Annotated in this window: 17 protein-coding genes, 1 tRNA gene and 1 other RNA gene; 3 read left to right on the forward strand and 16 right to left on the reverse strand. The window is 34.1% G+C overall.

The window, feature by feature from the left end; genetic code table 11:
• Positions 1 to 158 precede the first annotated feature (158 nt).
• Together carB and IAE51_RS02245 are read right to left on the reverse strand one after the other, a co-directional pair.
• A complete protein-coding gene (carB, locus tag IAE51_RS02240) occupies positions 159 to 3353 on the reverse strand; it encodes a carbamoyl-phosphate synthase large subunit (RefSeq protein WP_200094627.1) in 3195 nt (1064 codons plus the stop codon).
• Positions 3354 to 3664: 311 nt separating this feature from the next.
• Entirely contained in the window at positions 3665 to 4138 is a 474-nt protein-coding gene (locus IAE51_RS02245; RefSeq protein WP_103054846.1) for a glutathione peroxidase, read from the reverse strand.
• 182 nt (positions 4139 to 4320) lie between these two features.
• On the opposite strand from IAE51_RS02245, the gene IAE51_RS02250 reads away from it, so the two are divergent.
• Entirely contained in the window at positions 4321 to 4950 is a 630-nt protein-coding gene (locus IAE51_RS02250) for a glycoside hydrolase family 73 protein (protein ID WP_012897981.1), read from the forward strand.
• A 40-nt stretch (positions 4951 to 4990) separates the two neighbouring features.
• Here IAE51_RS02250 and yoaB read toward each other — a convergent pair whose 3' ends face one another.
• The 4 genes from yoaB to IAE51_RS02270 form a co-directional block, all read right to left on the reverse strand.
• Positions 4991 to 7627 carry a cation-translocating P-type ATPase gene (gene yoaB, locus IAE51_RS02255; protein WP_200094629.1) on the reverse strand — a complete coding sequence of 879 codons (2637 nt, stop codon included), beginning with the start codon at positions 7625 to 7627 and terminating at the stop codon, positions 4991 to 4993.
• 258 nt (positions 7628 to 7885) lie between these two features.
• Positions 7886 to 8608: an epoxyqueuosine reductase QueH gene (locus IAE51_RS02260; protein WP_023189145.1), complete on the reverse strand. Its 723-nt coding sequence runs from the start codon at positions 8606 to 8608 to the stop codon at positions 7886 to 7888.
• 220 nt (positions 8609 to 8828) lie between these two features.
• The gene (locus IAE51_RS02265) at positions 8829 to 9398 is read right to left on the reverse strand and encodes a hypothetical protein (protein WP_014570628.1); all 570 of its coding nucleotides are present in this window, start codon (positions 9396 to 9398) and stop codon (positions 8829 to 8831) included.
• Between the two features lie 140 nt (positions 9399 to 9538).
• Positions 9539 to 10372: a hypothetical protein gene (locus tag IAE51_RS02270; protein WP_200094631.1), complete on the reverse strand. Its 834-nt coding sequence runs from the start codon at positions 10370 to 10372 to the stop codon at positions 9539 to 9541.
• A 532-nt stretch (positions 10373 to 10904) separates the two neighbouring features.
• Here IAE51_RS02270 and IAE51_RS02275 point away from each other — a divergent pair.
• Complete coding sequence (locus IAE51_RS02275; RefSeq protein ID WP_012897984.1) at positions 10905 to 11459, forward strand: TMEM175 family protein; 555 nt, start codon at positions 10905 to 10907, stop codon at positions 11457 to 11459.
• A gap of 182 nt (positions 11460 to 11641) precedes the next feature.
• Positions 11642 to 12400, forward strand: a complete 759-nt coding sequence (locus IAE51_RS02280; protein WP_003130487.1) for a TraX family protein — start codon at positions 11642 to 11644, stop codon at positions 12398 to 12400.
• A gap of 65 nt (positions 12401 to 12465) precedes the next feature.
• On the opposite strand, the gene IAE51_RS02285 is transcribed toward IAE51_RS02280, so the two are convergent.
• From IAE51_RS02285 to ssrA, 10 genes are all read right to left on the reverse strand, one after another.
• Positions 12466 to 12819, reverse strand: coding sequence for a DUF1304 domain-containing protein (locus tag IAE51_RS02285; protein ID WP_200094633.1), 354 nt, complete (start codon positions 12817 to 12819; stop codon positions 12466 to 12468).
• Between the two features lie 96 nt (positions 12820 to 12915).
• The gene (locus IAE51_RS02290; RefSeq protein ID WP_003130484.1) at positions 12916 to 13344 is read right to left on the reverse strand and encodes a universal stress protein; all 429 of its coding nucleotides are present in this window, start codon (positions 13342 to 13344) and stop codon (positions 12916 to 12918) included.
• Between the two features lie 119 nt (positions 13345 to 13463).
• On the reverse strand, positions 13464 to 13625 hold the full coding sequence (locus IAE51_RS02295; RefSeq protein WP_165379791.1) for a hypothetical protein: 162 nt from the start codon (positions 13623 to 13625) through the stop codon (positions 13464 to 13466).
• Positions 13626 to 13654: 29 nt separating this feature from the next.
• Positions 13655 to 14056 (reverse strand): arsenate reductase (thioredoxin), encoded by a 402-nt coding sequence (gene arsC / locus IAE51_RS02300; protein ID WP_103054851.1) that lies wholly within the window; start codon positions 14054 to 14056, stop codon positions 13655 to 13657.
• A gap of 203 nt (positions 14057 to 14259) precedes the next feature.
• Positions 14260 to 14349 (reverse strand) — tRNA-Ser (locus IAE51_RS02305).
• Between the two features lie 139 nt (positions 14350 to 14488).
• On the reverse strand, positions 14489 to 14782 hold the full coding sequence (locus IAE51_RS02310) for a hypothetical protein (RefSeq protein ID WP_200094635.1): 294 nt from the start codon (positions 14780 to 14782) through the stop codon (positions 14489 to 14491).
• Positions 14755 to 15081, reverse strand: coding sequence for a hypothetical protein (locus tag IAE51_RS02315; RefSeq protein WP_143466236.1), 327 nt, complete (start codon positions 15079 to 15081; stop codon positions 14755 to 14757). The genes IAE51_RS02310 and IAE51_RS02315 overlap by 28 nt, the downstream gene beginning before the upstream one ends.
• Before the next feature lie 155 nt (positions 15082 to 15236).
• Positions 15237 to 15587, reverse strand: a complete 351-nt coding sequence (locus IAE51_RS12405) for an acyltransferase family protein (RefSeq protein ID WP_080613254.1) — start codon at positions 15585 to 15587, stop codon at positions 15237 to 15239.
• A 157-nt stretch (positions 15588 to 15744) separates the two neighbouring features.
• Positions 15745 to 15903, reverse strand: a complete 159-nt coding sequence (locus IAE51_RS02325) for a hypothetical protein (RefSeq protein WP_017864616.1) — start codon at positions 15901 to 15903, stop codon at positions 15745 to 15747.
• A gap of 121 nt (positions 15904 to 16024) precedes the next feature.
• Positions 16025 to 16383: a transfer-messenger RNA gene (gene ssrA, locus IAE51_RS02330) on the reverse strand.
• Positions 16384 to 16453: the final 70 nt, after the last annotated feature.

Here is a 16453-nt window from a genome sequence, read left to right on the forward strand (position 1 = left end):
TGAGTTTTTTATGTTTCCACAACAAAATAATGAAAATAAGACAAGTAGTAATAAACTGACGACTAATAATATCCTTGTTCAGGGATAGTAATCCTTAGAACATTCTTTCTTATAATGGTTTTGTTATAGACAAATTAAATTTTGAAACTTTTTATTTTTTAAATATTTTTAGTTGTAAAACTACGACTTTGCATTACTTTTAAAATTGCAGCAACAGTATCTAGTGATGTGAAAAGTGGAATACCGCGACTAATTGCTTCTTGGCGAATACGGAAACCATCGGTAGCCGTTGTTAATGAGGCACGAGTATTTCCCATTGTATTCACAACTGCTTGAACGCGTCCATGACGGATATCTTCAACTAATGTTCCTTCTTCATCTTCTCCACCAGCTAGTTTTTCAACTTCACGGACATAAAGTCCATTTTCCTTAAAGAATGCAGCGGTTCCTTGAGTTGCAACTAATGAATAACCTATTTCTGCGAAATCTTTAGCAAGTTCTAGCGTTTCTTCTTTATCTTCATCAGCAACTGTGAATAAGACCGAACCATAATCTGCCATGTGCAGTTTAGCGGCTTCAAATGATTTATAAAGTGCTTTTTCAAGGGTCACATCTGAACCCATTGCTTCACCTGTTGATTTCATTTCTGGACCAAGTAAGCTGTCAACTTTTGCTAGTTTTGTAAAGCTAAAGACTGGTGCTTTCACGTGAACCATATCAGGAGTTTCTGCTAAGCCCTCTGTGTAGCCTAAATCCTTCAAGTTTTTCCCTAAAATCATTTGTATCGCCAATTGTGCCATTGGGATGTTTGTCACTTTAGATAAAAAGGGAACAGTCCGTGACGCGCGTGGATTTACCTCAATGACATAAACTTGTTCTTCAAAAATAACAAATTGAATGTTCATCATTCCGATGCAGTTCAAACCAATTGCTAATCGTTTAGTGTAATCAACAATTGTATCAATAATTTCTTGTGAAAAAGTTTGTGGTGGATAGACAGCCATTGAGTCACCTGAGTGAACCCCTGCTCGTTCAATATGTTCCATAATTCCTGGAAGAAGAACTTCTGTGCCATCACAGATTGCATCAACTTCACATTCACGTCCTTGTAAATAAGAATCAACGAGTACTGGATGTTCAGGTGAAGCTTTTACCGCACGATTCATGTAATCACGCAGGTCTTTTTCATTATTAATGATTTCCATTGCTCGACCGCCTAAAACAAAAGATGGGCGAATAAGGACTGGATAACCAATTTTATTGGCGTTAGCAACAGCTTCTTCTTCATTTGTTGCTGTAGCTCCTGGTGGTTGTGGAATCTCTAAATCTTGTAATGCTTTTTCAAATAAATCTCTGTCCTCAGCACGGTCTAAATCTTCAACTTGCGTTCCTAAAATTTTAACCCCAGCTTTAGAGAGAGGTTCCGCTAAATTGATAGCTGTTTGTCCGCCAAATTGAACAATCACGCCTTCTGGTTGTTCTAAGTCAATGATATTCATCACATCTTCAAAAGTTAGTGGTTCAAAATAGAGCTTATCTGAAATTGAGAAATCTGTCGAAACGGTTTCTGGATTAGAGTTGATGACAATTGCTTCTTTTCCAAGGGCTTGAAGTGCTTTTACACAGTGAACTGTCGCATAATCAAATTCAACTCCTTGTCCAATTCGGATGGGACCTGAGCCGAGTACAATTATTTTCTCTTTGCTTGAACGTTTAGATTCATTTTCCCATTCATAAGTTGAATAGAAGTAAGGTGTTGAGCTTTCAAATTCAGCCGCGCAAGTATCAACCATTTTGTAAACTGGAATAATTTGATTTTCTTGTCTACGACGTCTTACTTCTTCTGGACTAACGTTCCATAATTTGGCAATCTGACGGTCAGAAAATCCATTTTTCTTAGCCGTTTTTAAGAGTTCGGGTTCAAATATATTTACTTTTAATTGGTCTTCAATTTCGACGATATGGAGTAATTTATCAAGAAAGAAAATATCAATCTTGGTTAAATCAGCAATTTCTTCAATCGGAATTCCACGACGAATCGCTTCTGAAACATAGAAAAGTCGGTCATCTTGTGTTTTAACCATTTTTTCATAGAGGATTTCATCATCTGCTTCTTGTGCTTCTTGTAAATCATTATGAAAAACACCAATTTCAAGTGAGCGTACAGCTTTTAGAAGACTTTCTTCGATATTACGTCCAATTGCCATGACTTCGCCTGTTGCTTTCATTTGTGTTCCTAGGTGACGGTCACCATTTTCAAATTTATCAAATGGGAAGCGAGCGATTTTTGCTACAACGTAGTCAAGTGCTGGTTCAAACATGGCATAAGTTTTATTAGTGACTGGATTAATGATTTCATCTAGTGTCATCCCAATTGCAATTTTAGCAGACATTTTTGCAATTGGATATCCTGTTGCTTTAGAAGCTAAGGCTGATGAACGACTTACCCGTGGGTTAACTTCGATTACTCGATATTCATAAGAATGTGGGTCAAGGGCAAGTTGAACATTACATCCCCCTTCAATTTTTAGGGCACGAATAATATTTAGTGAAGCGTCACGAAGCATTTGATATTCGTTATCTGAGAGCGTTTGGCTTGGTGCGAAAACGATTGAGTCACCTGTGTGAACTCCAACTGGGTCAAAATTTTCCATATTGCAGACAACAATCGCATTGTCAGCAGAATCACGCATAACTTCATATTCGATTTCTTTATAACCAGCAATTGATTCTTCAATTAGGCATTGTGTTACTGGAGAAAGTTTTAGTCCATTTGCCACAATCTCACGAAGTTCTTCTTCGGTATCACAAATTCCTCCACCTGTTCCACCCATGGTAAATGCAGGACGGACGATGATTGGATAACCAATTTTGTCAGCAATTTCAACTGCTTCATCAACCGTTGTTGCAATATCACTGGCACAGAGTGGCTCACCAATTCTTTCACATAATTCTTTAAAGAGCTCACGGTCTTCTGCTTGGTCAATGGCGCTTAATTTTGTTCCAAGAAGTTCAACATTAAGCTCTTCTAGAATTCCTGTTTTGGATAATTCCATTGCCATGTTAAGCCCTGTTTGTCCACCAAGTGTTGGCAATAAGGCATCAGGACGTTCCTTACGCAAAATTTTACTGACAAACTCTAAAGTAATTGGTTCAATATAGACAGTGTCAGCTATTTCTCTGTCAGTCATGATTGTTGCCGGATTTGAATTGACTAAAACAACTTCGTAGCCTTCTTCTTTAAGTGCAAGACAGGCTTGTGTTCCTGCATAATCAAATTCTGCGGCTTGACCAATAATGATTGGTCCAGAACCGATAATCATGATTTTTTTGATATCATTGCGTTTTGGCATTTGTTTTCTCCTTTGTAGTAAAGCATAACTTCGTTGCAAATGATTCACAACCCGCTTCGCTCCTTGCGCACTTTATTTTCAACATTAAAATGTCATAAATAAAGCAAAAACATCTGCCAGAAACCTAGCAGATGTGTCCTAAAATGCCTTAGCAACTTACTGACAGTTCTGTCAGTAACTTTTAAGGATAATATTTCTTGTTCACAACCTTGCTAGCCTCTCTGGACTAGATTAAAAGTTTTATTGTTTATTAGTTTAGCAAAATAATTGAGCTTTTACAAGTTTTAAAACACTTTTCCTTAAGAAATTAATTAAAATAATTTTTGGATTTCTTCTTCCATTTCTTTAGGTTCCGTTTTTGGGGCAAAACGTTCAATAACATTTCCTTCTCGGTCAATTAAAAATTTTGTGAAATTCCATTTAATGGTCCCGCTAAGTGCCCCTTTTGCTTCTTTTTTCAAAAATTGATAAAGGGGATGTGCTTCTTTACCATTGACTTTAATTTTTTGAAACATGGGGAAAGTGACTCCATAATTTAACTGACAAAATTCATTGATCTCCGAATTTTCGCCAGCGTCTTGATTAGCAAATTGATTACAGGGAAAACCTAAAATTTCCAATCCTTGGTCTTTATAGTTTTCATACAACTTTTCAAGTCCTTCAAATTGCGGTGTAAAGCCACATTTACTTGCAGTGTTGACCACAATTACAACTTTGCCTTTAAAATCAGACATTGAAACAGTTTCGCCGTTCATTTTAACGGCACTAAAATCATAAAAATTCATTTGATTGCCTCCATGGCTTTTATTTAATTATTTATTGACAATACCGATTCTGTCAGTAAAAATTTATGGCTGTCAGTAAAATTTTACTGACAGAAATTTTATCGCTTACTTCTTAACTATTTTTAGTATAACAAATATTGATTTTTAAGCCAAGAACTTGAATTTTATGTTAAACTATTTTTATGAAATATAAAACTCGACGAAGAAAACCAAATCGACGTCAATCCTTGTTAAAACAGCTCATCTTTATTTTCCTAGTTATTTTAGGAATCTTAGTCTATAATAAAATTTTTAATAACCAAGCACAAAAGCCGTCTGAAGCACAACTTCAAGAAATTAATGAACATAAATTCATCAAAGAAATTGCTCCACTCGCTCAAAAATCACAAAAAGAAAGTCAAGTACTCGCTTCTATCACCATTGCTCAGGCCTGCCTTGAGTCTAATTTTGGCAAAAGCGAACTTGCAAGCAAATATCATAATCTTTTTGGTGTCAAAGCATCTGGTGATGTGCCAAAGGTTTCGCTTGCTACGCAAGAATATGAAAATGGTCAGTGGGTCACTGTCCAAGGTGTTTTCCGTGTATATCCAAATTTTGCTGATTCAGTTTCGGCACACACCCAGCTTTTCCTTTACGGAACAACTTGGAATTCTAAACAATATGCTTCGGTTCTTAGTGCAACTGATTATAAAACTGCTGCTAAAGCCGTTCAAAATTCTGGCTATGCAACAGACCCCACTTATGCTGACAAACTTATCAATATGATTGAAACTTATCATTTAAATCAATATGATAAAAGTTCAAGTATTTAAAAATCACTGACAGATTTTTGTCAGTGATTTTTTTAAAATTTTAATGTTTTTCAAAAACGCCTTTAATTGACTTGAGAATTTCCATACAGATTACAGCAATTACGGCAAGTCCTGCTGCTACAATCCATTGAGACCAACCAAAAGCAGCTGGAATTGAGAAAATTTCTCTGAGGAATGGAAGAGTAGTCAAGCTGTATAAAGCAAGACAGAAAGTCACAGCCATCAAAACGTACTTATTCGTTGTAAAACCAAGTTTTAAAATATTTTGTGAATTTGAACGTGCAGCAAAAGTTTGCAAAGTACGTGCCAAAATCAAAGTTGTAAAGGCCATAGCCACACCCATTTCAGGTGATGTTTTTTGTCCAACATATTGCGAAATAATCGCCGCAATCCCAATCAATGAACCCCGAATCAAAATAACCCGCATTAACCCATTGGCAAAGATTCCTTCATTTAACTGACGAGGAGCTTTTTCCATAACATCTGGTTCTGCTTTTTCCATCCCTAAGGCAATTGCTGGGACAGAGTCATTGACCAAGTTAATAAATAAAAGTTGCAAAGCAGTGAATGGATTGACCCAGCCCACGACCAAAGCAAAGACAATCGCAATAATCGCTCCTAAGTTTCCAGAGAAAAGGTAACTAATTGATTTTTTGATATTATCATAAACCACACGACCAATTGATACAGCAGAAACAATTGATACGAAATTATCATCAGTCAAAATCATACTTGACGCATCTTTTGCTACATCTGTTCCTGAACCCATTGCAATCCCAATATTAGCTTGTTTCAGGGCTGGAGCATCATTTACACCATCACCAGTCATCGCGGTTACTTGATGCTCATTTTGCCAAGCATGAACAATCCGAATTTTATTTTCAGGAGACACACGAGCATAAACCGAAATCTTTTCTAAATTTTCACGAAGTTCATCCTCAGTCAGTGCGTCAAGTTCTTGACCAGTGAGCGCCATATCTCCTTCGTTCATCAAACCAATATCTTTGGCAATAGCTTGTGCTGTCGTTTTGTGGTCACCCGTAATCATAATCGTTTTAATGCCGGCTTTTTTTGCTTCAGCAATAGAATCATAAACAGCCTCACGAGGTGGGTCAATCATTGCTGACAGACCAATCAGAATCAAATCATTTTCGTCAGTAAGTGTGAGTTCAGTCTTATTATCACTGACAGGTTTGTAAGCATAAGCTAATACACGAAGCGCTTTTTGACTGAAAGCTTCATTTTGAGCTTGAAATTTCTCTTTCAATTCAGGAGTAAATTCTTGCACTTTTCCATCCAAGAAAACTTGATTACAGCGATTAAAGAGTACATCTGGGCCACCTTTAACAAAAATTGTTTTCTGACCTTCAAAATCATTGATTGTACTCATCAATTTACGTTCTGAATCAAATGGAAATTCAGCCAGACGTGGTGATTTTTCTCTTAAATCTTGATATGGATAACCGATTTTATCACTGTAAGCAATTAAAGCCACTTCAGTAGGGTCACCAAGTAGCTGACCTTCTTGTGAAAATGATGAATCATTACAAAGCACCATTGCATTAAGTAACAATTTTTGGTCTGCCTGTGTTAAATCTGTCAGTTCTTTACTGCCTTGCGTTGGCAAGAAAGAATCAACAACGGTCATTTTGTTTTGCGTCAAAGTTCCGGTTTTGTCAGTACAAATGACTGAAGTTGAACCCAATGTTTCTACAGCTGGCAAATTACGCATAATCGCATGCTGTTTTGCCATTTTATTTGTTCCAACAGATAAAACAATTGTAACAACAGATGAAAGAGCTTCAGGAATTGCAGCAACCGCAACCGCAACTGCAAACATGAATGAATCAAGAACAGCCTTTTGCATATCAGCCGTTTGATTTGTCGTAAAGAGTCTCAAAATTTGAACAGCAAAAATTAAAGCACAGAGCGCTAAAATTGCCCAACCTAATTGTTTCCCAAATTTTTCCAATTTTTGTTGAAGTGGCGTTTGTTTAGCTTCCGCAGTTTCCAACATTTGAGCAATTTTACCAATCTCGGTTTGCTCAGCAATTGCTGTTACAAGAAAATCTGCTCGTCCATAAACAACAAGACTTGAACTGAAGACCATATTCTTGCGGTCACCAAGTGCAACTTCTCCCTCAATGACATCCGAAAATTTTTCAACTGGTTCAGACTCACCTGTCAGCATTCCTTCTTCGACACGTAAGTTTTGAACATTAATTAAACGTCCATCTGCTGGAATAAAATCACCGGCCTCAAGTGAAACAATATCGCCAACAACAAGCTCACGCGCAGGAATTGATGTTTTCTCTCCATTACGTAAAACTTTAGCTGAGGGTGCCGACATCTGTCTCAAAGCATCTAAAGAACTTTCTGCTCGTTTAGTTTGCACGACCGCAACCACTGAATTAATCATCAAAACAATGAAAATAACAAGTGATTCAACAAATTCCCCCAAGAAAAGTTGGACAAAAGCAACTAAAAGTAAGATGATAACCATTGGGTCTTTCAAAGTATCAATAAAAAGTTCCCAAGTTGAAGTTTTTTTCTTTTCTTTCAATTCATTGAAACCATCTTTAGCTTGACGATTTTCAACTTCTTTTGGGCTCAAACCTTCGAATTGACTTTTAGTTTCCTCTAAAACTTCATTGACGGATTGATTGTAAGGCTGCATAATGATTCTCCTTTATTTCTAATTGATATCATGAGAGGTTTTACAAAAAAAGACCTCTGCCAGATATCAAAACTGGCAAAGGTCTTGCTAAACATACATAAGTATGTCAACAAAGCCGGTGAGAATCTCACGAATTGACGACTTTGTTTCGGTCTTACCGACGCTACTCCCCTTTGGAATATTTAAGTTACCCTCATTTTATTAAAAATGGGCTTTTTTGTCAAGTTATTTTCTTATTTTTTAAATACAAATCTATGATTATGATTGATTTCTAATAAATTTAATAGCTTCTCGATTCTGTTCTTTTAAATCAATACCTTGTGCTTTAGCCGCAAAAATACATCCACAATAACATTGACGATAAACATCGTATTCTTTACACATCTCTACTGAACGTTTATAACCATTATTCTTCTTAAAATCACTTGGAAGATAATTCACATCATAAATCTTTTGAATATCAAGACCAATTTCATTAATTAATTGGCTATTCTTCTTTGGTGATAAAGTCAAAGCACTACCAAAATAATCAAAACCAAGTTCTAAAGCCTTCTCAGCAACTATATCCAATCGCATTTCAAAACAAGAGGTGCAACGTTTCCCACCCTCAGGTTCATTTTCTAAATGTTTTTGACGAACCATTTGTAAAAAGACATTTGGTTCATATTCGGCAGCAATAAATTGAACATTATTTCCTGTCCGTTCATTAAAATCTTTTACAAATTGTTCTTGAACCATTTTTCTTCTTGTATATTCAGTTGACGGATGAATATTTGAATTAGCAAAATAAATCGTCACATCGGCTGATTGCGTAAGGTATTCTAATGAATAAGTACTACAAGGGGCACAACAAGAATGAAGCAAAATTTTGGGACGAACAGAATCTCTTTCCCAACTTTCACGAACTTTTTGAAAAACACGATCATAATTTATTTTTTGATTAGGATTCATTTTTTCAATGATATTTAAACTATTTTCCATCATTATATCCTTAAATTCTCTCTATTTCTGTCAATTATTATATCACATTTTGAAATAAAAAATGACCTCTTTCAAGAGGTCACTATTGGTTATTATATCTGTTAAATCAAATTCTTGGAAATTTGAAAAATCTAAGAGATATTGGATAAGATAATTCTACCCATTTTCGAGTTCGCTTTCAATACCATTTATTGGTAACTTTTGTTAATCACAAAAATATCTACTCACTAAAAGAACTATTTTTTCTTCTTCTCGCTAAACTTTTTTCCAATTTTTTATTTTTACTTTTTATAAAAGCCGTAAAAGTTAAACTTGAAACCCCGGTTATTAACCAAGTTTCCCAACCATCTTTAGCATTAAATCTAGCAAATATTGAAATTTCTTTAACTATTTCTTTCCAGAATTCCGTCACTACTTCTTCCACTTCCATGTGTGAATTTGAATAAAAATGAGCACCAATTATTAATAAAAACAAAATACCCCAACCAATTATATAAGACCAATTCTTTTTCATCAAAATAATCGGACGCTGATATTTATCCTCTTTTCCCTCATCTTTAAATTCAACTTTTGAAGCTTGCAGCCATCCCACCAAAAATGATAAAAAGAGTAATATAATAGCCACCATTATATTTTCTTCACTCCAAGTCATCGTGATAAAAAACATCAGCGTTGAATACAAAGGCAAAATAATTAATTCAAGTCTGCTAACTTTTTCAAATTCGAACGAATGTTTTGATAACCTAAAAGCCAAATAAAATAATAGGATATAAGATCCAATTTTTAACATAAATACTCCTTCTGCATTCTATATTATATTATAAAATTCAAAATGATTCTCAAACTTTTGAATGGTTTTCATAAAAAAATGACCTTAAACAAATTCCTGATAAGATCAAAAATTGTTTAGATCATTTTAAAAACTGTCATTTATTGAACCATGGAAGTATCCATATAAACTTTAGATATAATTCTGTAACCAGTCTCACTATTTACATCTTTAATCTCTAAATTACCATCAGAATTAATTCTAAATTCGTTAATTAATGTTTTGTTAGCATTATCGGCACCCCCATTAGCGGAAGGTGTATAATCGATTTTAAAAGCCTTCACATTTGCGATACTACCATTAGTAACCGTTTCTAAATCATAAACCACATCAATCCCAGGTTTCAACCCCTTTTGTTCAAATAAAACATCTTGAACAGCTACTACCCACATATTTATTTGATTCGTTGTTAATTGATTCTGTTTAATTTCTGGAAAACTTTGTGATACAACTTTCATTGCTGGATAATGTTCAAAATCAATCGCTTCAAGTTCTCCTGAACTATTAACTTTATAAGAGTTAACGGAATCAATTCGTGTCGCAGTATAATCTATTTTTGCTTGATACAAATTATTATCACTTTTAGAAACAGTAATTCGAAGAGGATGAGTATCTTGCATTTGATTGCTCTGCGTGATTGCTACCCATTGCTCAAATTGATTTTCAGTTAAATTTTTTGTATCCACACTCAACTGACTTTGAGTTGTTTCTTCTTGACTGCTACTTGATGTTTGGCTGCTTGAACTTTTCTGGCTTTCATTTATTTCACTAGTTTTTGAAGTCATTTCTTTTTTTGAACTACTTTTTAAACTAGAAGCATTTGTCTTTACTCCATCAGTTTCATTATGTTTTACTAATGCAAAGCTTACTCCACCAATAATTAAAACTGCCACCGCTCCAATAGCAGCAAATTGCCTTTTTGTTAACTTTTTCATCTGATACTCCTCCTAAAATCATTCTAGCTTAAATTAATCTAAAAGTCTATTATTTAGATATATTTCTTTGTATTCTTTTCACAATCTAAAACAGAATCTGCTCCATTTAGCCAAACTTATGAATTCAATCAAGAAAAATTATCTTTAATTTTAATGATGAAGCAAATAAAATTAATGACATTCATATAATTGACACTAATAGCACATCTCGTTTATATCCAAATTAGATCCAAATAACTTTACAGAATCATCTGTACTCACCTATTTTAAAGTTTTCTTTGGTGCAGACGCAGAAAACTATAGTTTCCTTCCTGATAAAGATGGAGATACTTGCATAATTAGTGTAATTTCCAATAAAATACTTGCAAATGGTGGAAGTGGAACAGTGGGATTTTATCAAGTTTTGCCAGATGGGTCTTTCTATCTAGTCACTCGTGATTCAACTAACAACACCTATATAAGATATCAATAAAAAGCTAATAAGCTCTTTCTATAACAGAGTTTATTAGCTTTTTTTGCTATAATTATAAGTATGAATAAAAGCAGAATAGAGGCGCTTACTGACGGAATATTTGCCGTAGTAATGACCCTAACAGTTTTAGAATTTAAAGTTCCAGAAGACGGAAACCTTTTTTCACCAAATGTATTACTTATGCTCCTTATTTATATCACTACTTTTGTTGCTCTTGCTTCCATTTGGAACTCACTGCACCATGTAATGACATTTATCAAATCAAATAAAGTTGATGAGTTAATTCTCTGGTCTAATCATTGGATTCTACTTATTGTTTGTCTCTTTCCCTTTTCAACTGTTGCACATGCAGAACATCCGAACTCTTTGACTGCAAGTTTAGCCTATGTTTCAACCTATTTAATTCCTTGGATTAGTTTGATTGTTTTCAGTCAAATAATTTATAAACAATACAATGGGAGTGCTACTCTTCGAAAGAGAAATCTGGAAAGAATTAAAATATTTCTAGTCTTTTTACTACCTGGAGCTCTGATATCACTTGTTTGGTTGTACGCTCTGCCAATAGTGACTATTTTAATGGCAATAAATTGGGGAAGACATAGCAATTTTGATTAAGCGTCTAAACAACGCTTTTTTTATTACCGTTTTGCGATTTATAGATTTCTTGACTCCAAACAATTTATTTCTGAAATATAAATGAGTATTTCCTCAAAACTGACCTTACATAAACGTAAGTTATACCTTCTATTTTCCATATTAAAATAGATAAGTAAAATATATTTTTGTGAGGTATTTTTTTGAAACAACGTTTTGGTTTATCTGGCTATCAACTTAAAATAATAGCAATCATATTCATGCTACTTGACCATATTTACCTAGAAGTTCTTCTAGGACTTCCTGGGATACCCGATTTTTCTATCTTAGATATGGCATCCCGATTCGTCTCTCCTCTCTTCTTTTTTCTAATGATTGAAGGGTTCTTTTATACCCGAAGTCGAAAAAAATATCTAACACGCCTTCTAGTTGCTGGAGCAGTCATGGCTCTCGGAAATTTAGTCATACATTATCTCATGAATGTCTCCATAAGCTTTTTTACCATCCTTAATCCAAATATCTTTCTGAGTTTAGCCTGTGGTTTTGGTGCTGTATGGCTCCTTGATACTATTATAGAAAAGAAGAAAATATTGCTGATTTTTCCGCTCATTTTCGTTTCAGCTCTTTCAATATTTACAGAAGCAAGTTTAGTTGCTCTAATCCTTCCATATTTAATGTACGCATCACGTAAAAGTGGAAAAGATTGGATTCTTTATATTGGTACACTACTTTTATCAATCTTATTTCTTCTACAGGCCTTTTCTTTTGACACTTCCATGTCGCTTTGGCAAAGTATTTCTCTTAACCCAGAATTCCTAATCATCACCGTTCTTCCTTTTATTTACCTATACAATGGCAAAAAGGGTGGTCGCTCTTCAACCTTTGAAAAATATTTTTTCTATGGTTTTTATCCAATTCATATCTGGATTTTATTTATTATTGGTCACTTACTAAACCACTAAATAAATTTGAAATAAAAAAACGCTAATCGCAGCGTTTTTTATCCTTAAAGAAGTTAATTTTAGGTTCAAAGCGATAGCAAAAGAACTATTAAAGTTACAAATGCCGGTAAAGCTTGAACAAATAATATTTTTTTCGTCACTGTCAAAGCACCATAGATTCCAACTAAGATGACAAAAAGCATCGCAATAATAAAAACGGAAGTAGCTGCATTCATTATGGCTAGTAATATAATCATCAAACCAAAACCAAGATTATAAATTCCTTGATTGGAGAGCGCAACCTGCAATGTCTTATTTTTTAATTCAGATTCATCAAAACCAAAAGCGTCAGCTTGTAACTTTGTTCCTCCAAACATCTCAATAAATCCAAACAATAAATGCTCTATTCCTACAATAATTATTAAAATAAGTGATATCATAAATTTCTCCTCAACTAGATTATATCAGCATAAATTAGATATAAAAAATAAAAAGAACTATCACTAATGATAGGTCTTTTTATTATAAACTGATTCTTATCCTTGAACGATAGTTACACCACAAGGTGCATGATTGACAACATAATTCGTCGTAGATCCTGCAAGTAATCTATCAAACGCTCCTGCTCCTGTTGCCCCCATGACAATTAAATCAATATCATTTTCCTTAGCATATTGAACAATTTCTCGTTTTGGAGAACCCGATAAAATTTGCGTTTTGAATTTAGATTCTGCTGGAATAATAGAGCCTACTTTGAGTAAAATATCATTTGCCAGCTTATCCAATCCTGGAGTCTCAACAATACCATAGTTAGCAATGCCATAATATCGCACTAAATCTTTAACGGTCAATACAATTAACTCCGCTTCAGACCATTGCGCTAACATCACTCCTTCTCGAACCGCATTATAAGCTTGGTCAGAACCATCGACAGGAACTAATATTTTTTTATACTGTTTCGCCATAATAATACCTCCACCTATTCTTATAATTTTATTATAATACTATCACTAACAAAATGAAAGCGATAAACATTATATAATAAATGAAAATAAAAAACTGCCCGAAATCAGTTAAAACTTATTTATTTTTTATATGCTTTAAGTTCTTCTTCTTTAAAATACAACTCTTGTATCCCATCAAATCTCACTAAGATACCCACTTTATTTTCAGCGATTACTGTTCCTATAATTCCTTTATATCTTGTTTCTGGTAAACTTACTAATTGTCCGATTTTATACTTCATTTTCTCTCCTTTTTAATAGATAAAATAAATCATTTTTCAATCATTTTAACTTTTTCTTTTATTAAATCTCTTGTTTTTCTAAACTCAGCCAAAATTTCTGTTTCTGTCCCTGTCGCACAAGCAGGGTCTTGTAAGTCCCAGTGTTCGTGATTAACTCCTTTAGGAATCATCGGATATTTATCAAGAGCATCTCCACATAAAGTAATTATCAAATCACATTCATTAAAATAATCTAAATCAATTAGCTCAGATTTCTGAGAAGAAATATCTATTCCCTCTTCTGCCATTACTTTAACTGCACGGGGATTTAAACCATGCGTTTCTATCCCTGCGGACCAAACCTCCCACCCTTCCAAAATTTTATGCCCATAACCTTCGGCAATTTGAGAACGACAAGAGTTACCTGTACAAAGAAAATATACTTTTTTCATAATAATACTCCATTTATTTTTATTAACATATTATATAATAATTTAAATTTTTTCTCTTAGTTGACAGTTGACTATTCCAGCTTTCAACGATGAGAAGGCGAGGGGCAATAATAACATGAAAAACCCACCATTGGCGGGCCATTTAAAGAAATCTTCATATAGGAAGATGATGGATAAGATAAACAATATACATTGGCTGTCTAAGGAGGATGTGGGATTCGAACCCACGCACGCTTTTACACGCCTGACGGTTTTCAAGACCGTTCCCTTCAGCCAGGCTTGGGTAATCCTCCGAACTATTAAATTAGTATATCATTTAATTTTATATATGACAAGTAAAAAACCAATATGTAGCACATACGTTACTTTTTGTTTAATAAATCAAAAAAACCTGACCGAAGCCAGGGTTAATTTATTATCGTATATTAGTTACTAGATTCTAGAACTTCTACGATAAGTCGCTCCTACTGTTTCCGTTGGCATAGCCGGAATCTCATCTATTCTTTCTTGTTTAGTCAGGTTGTTAACTTTAACTTTATTAAGGCTAGGTAATTCAATGTATTTCCAGCTGAGTGAAGCAACAATTATTGATAATATTGAAGCTAATACACCAAATACTATGAATGGAATACTGATTCCCATTTTAACAAAGCAAAAGCAATAAGCTGTTGAATTGGAAATGCTACTAAATATACTCCTTAAGATAAGTCGTTCTTCTTTATCCATTTAGGAGATGGAATCTTATTTGCAATAACAAACACTACAAATAATATAAAAGGCGCAGCATATTGATATCCAAAATTAGGAAAACTTGTAATTATCAAGGAGGCTACAATTAATGAAATGATTCCACCGAATAAATTAAACCGCAAGTATTTTTTTAAAGAATATAAAAGCGAACCAGCCATAAAAACAGAAAATAGTGGAATAAATAACTTAACATCAATCAAACTATTTCCACCCGCTTTAATTAATTCGGGTAAGCGGCTGGAAAGAAAACTTAAACCCAACCAAAGAAATGCCATGATTGGTATATAAATTTTTTTATATTTAATAATTAAAGATACAACAATAACTATAATAATATAACAAAGAAATTCATTCCAGATCGTCCAAGTCGAACCATTCCAAGCTTTAGGATAAGGGTTTGTAGATAACGTACTCCCAATTCTCCAACTTTTTATTGCAACAAAGAATTACCCCAAAAATAACCTATAGGCGTAACTGGAGTTTCCCATAATTTAGCGATACTATCACCGTCTAAAAGTGTTACAAGGGGAGCAAATATAAATGCTGTTACGAATTGAATAGCAAGGTAAGCTGGAAAAATGCGTGCAATACGTTTAATTAAGTATTGCGGAACACTATTTGAAAAAGAACTAGCTGTAATTAAATATCCACTAATTCCGAAAAATATATAAACAGCCCATGCTCCAATACTTTTACCAAATAGATCAAGATTAACTTTATATCCACCTAATGGTGCTGTATGCTCATAAACAACTAATATTGCTAAAAATAGCCTAATAATATTTAAACTATTATCTTTTTTTAATCCTTTTCCATCAAAAAAACTCCAAAAATATTTTTCACAAAAATCTCCTTAATCAAATATTATCATAACATATTATAAATTTAATATTTATATAACTTTAAATGAAAAAAGCTTGCATAATGCAGGCTTTTTCTTAGAATATATCCATATTCAATCGAATTTGTAATTCTCTGACAGAATCAGAAACTGGGCTAATAGTTCTATCTTGTGTTGTTCCAAGCTGTTTTTGCATGTCTTTAATTGTAGCTTGACCAAATAGATCATCTTGTCCGATTCCTAAGAATCTTTGCAATGCTTTCTGTCAGTGATGCATCGAACTGTTATCCGCTTATATCGTATCATATCGGAACACCAAAAACAAAAACCGCTCTGTTGAGCGATTTCTAATACTATAGGATTCTATAAAATCCATTCAATGGAGGCGAGGGGAGTCGAACCCCTGTCCAAACACCTTGCTACATCAACGTCTACAACCATAGGACTTTCTCAAATTTAACAAAATGCCAAAGCCAGTCTCAAACAGCGACATTTTGCGGGGCTTTAAATCTCTTTTGCTGCGTCAAACCTCCACAACAACGTATCTGACTAAAAGTTTAGGCCGTCAAATTGCCATCAGTGAGCAAAAATCAGGCACGCATGGTGCTGTTTAGGCTGCCATTGCGTAAGTTTGTGTATTATTTTTAGCAGTTATATTTATCTGCGGATGATTATCCTGATCCCTCAGCAGTTGCAGTTCATGCGCGACAATGCCTGTCGAATCCGTAACGCCCCCAAATTTAAGGAGATACCTACTGATTATTCTGTCAGTAATTCTTTGAACCTTGAAGTCTAATTATAGCATA

The organism is Lactococcus sp. S64 (genome assembly GCF_016516525.1).
Lineage (GTDB): Bacteria > Bacillota > Bacilli > Lactobacillales > Streptococcaceae > Lactococcus > Lactococcus lactis.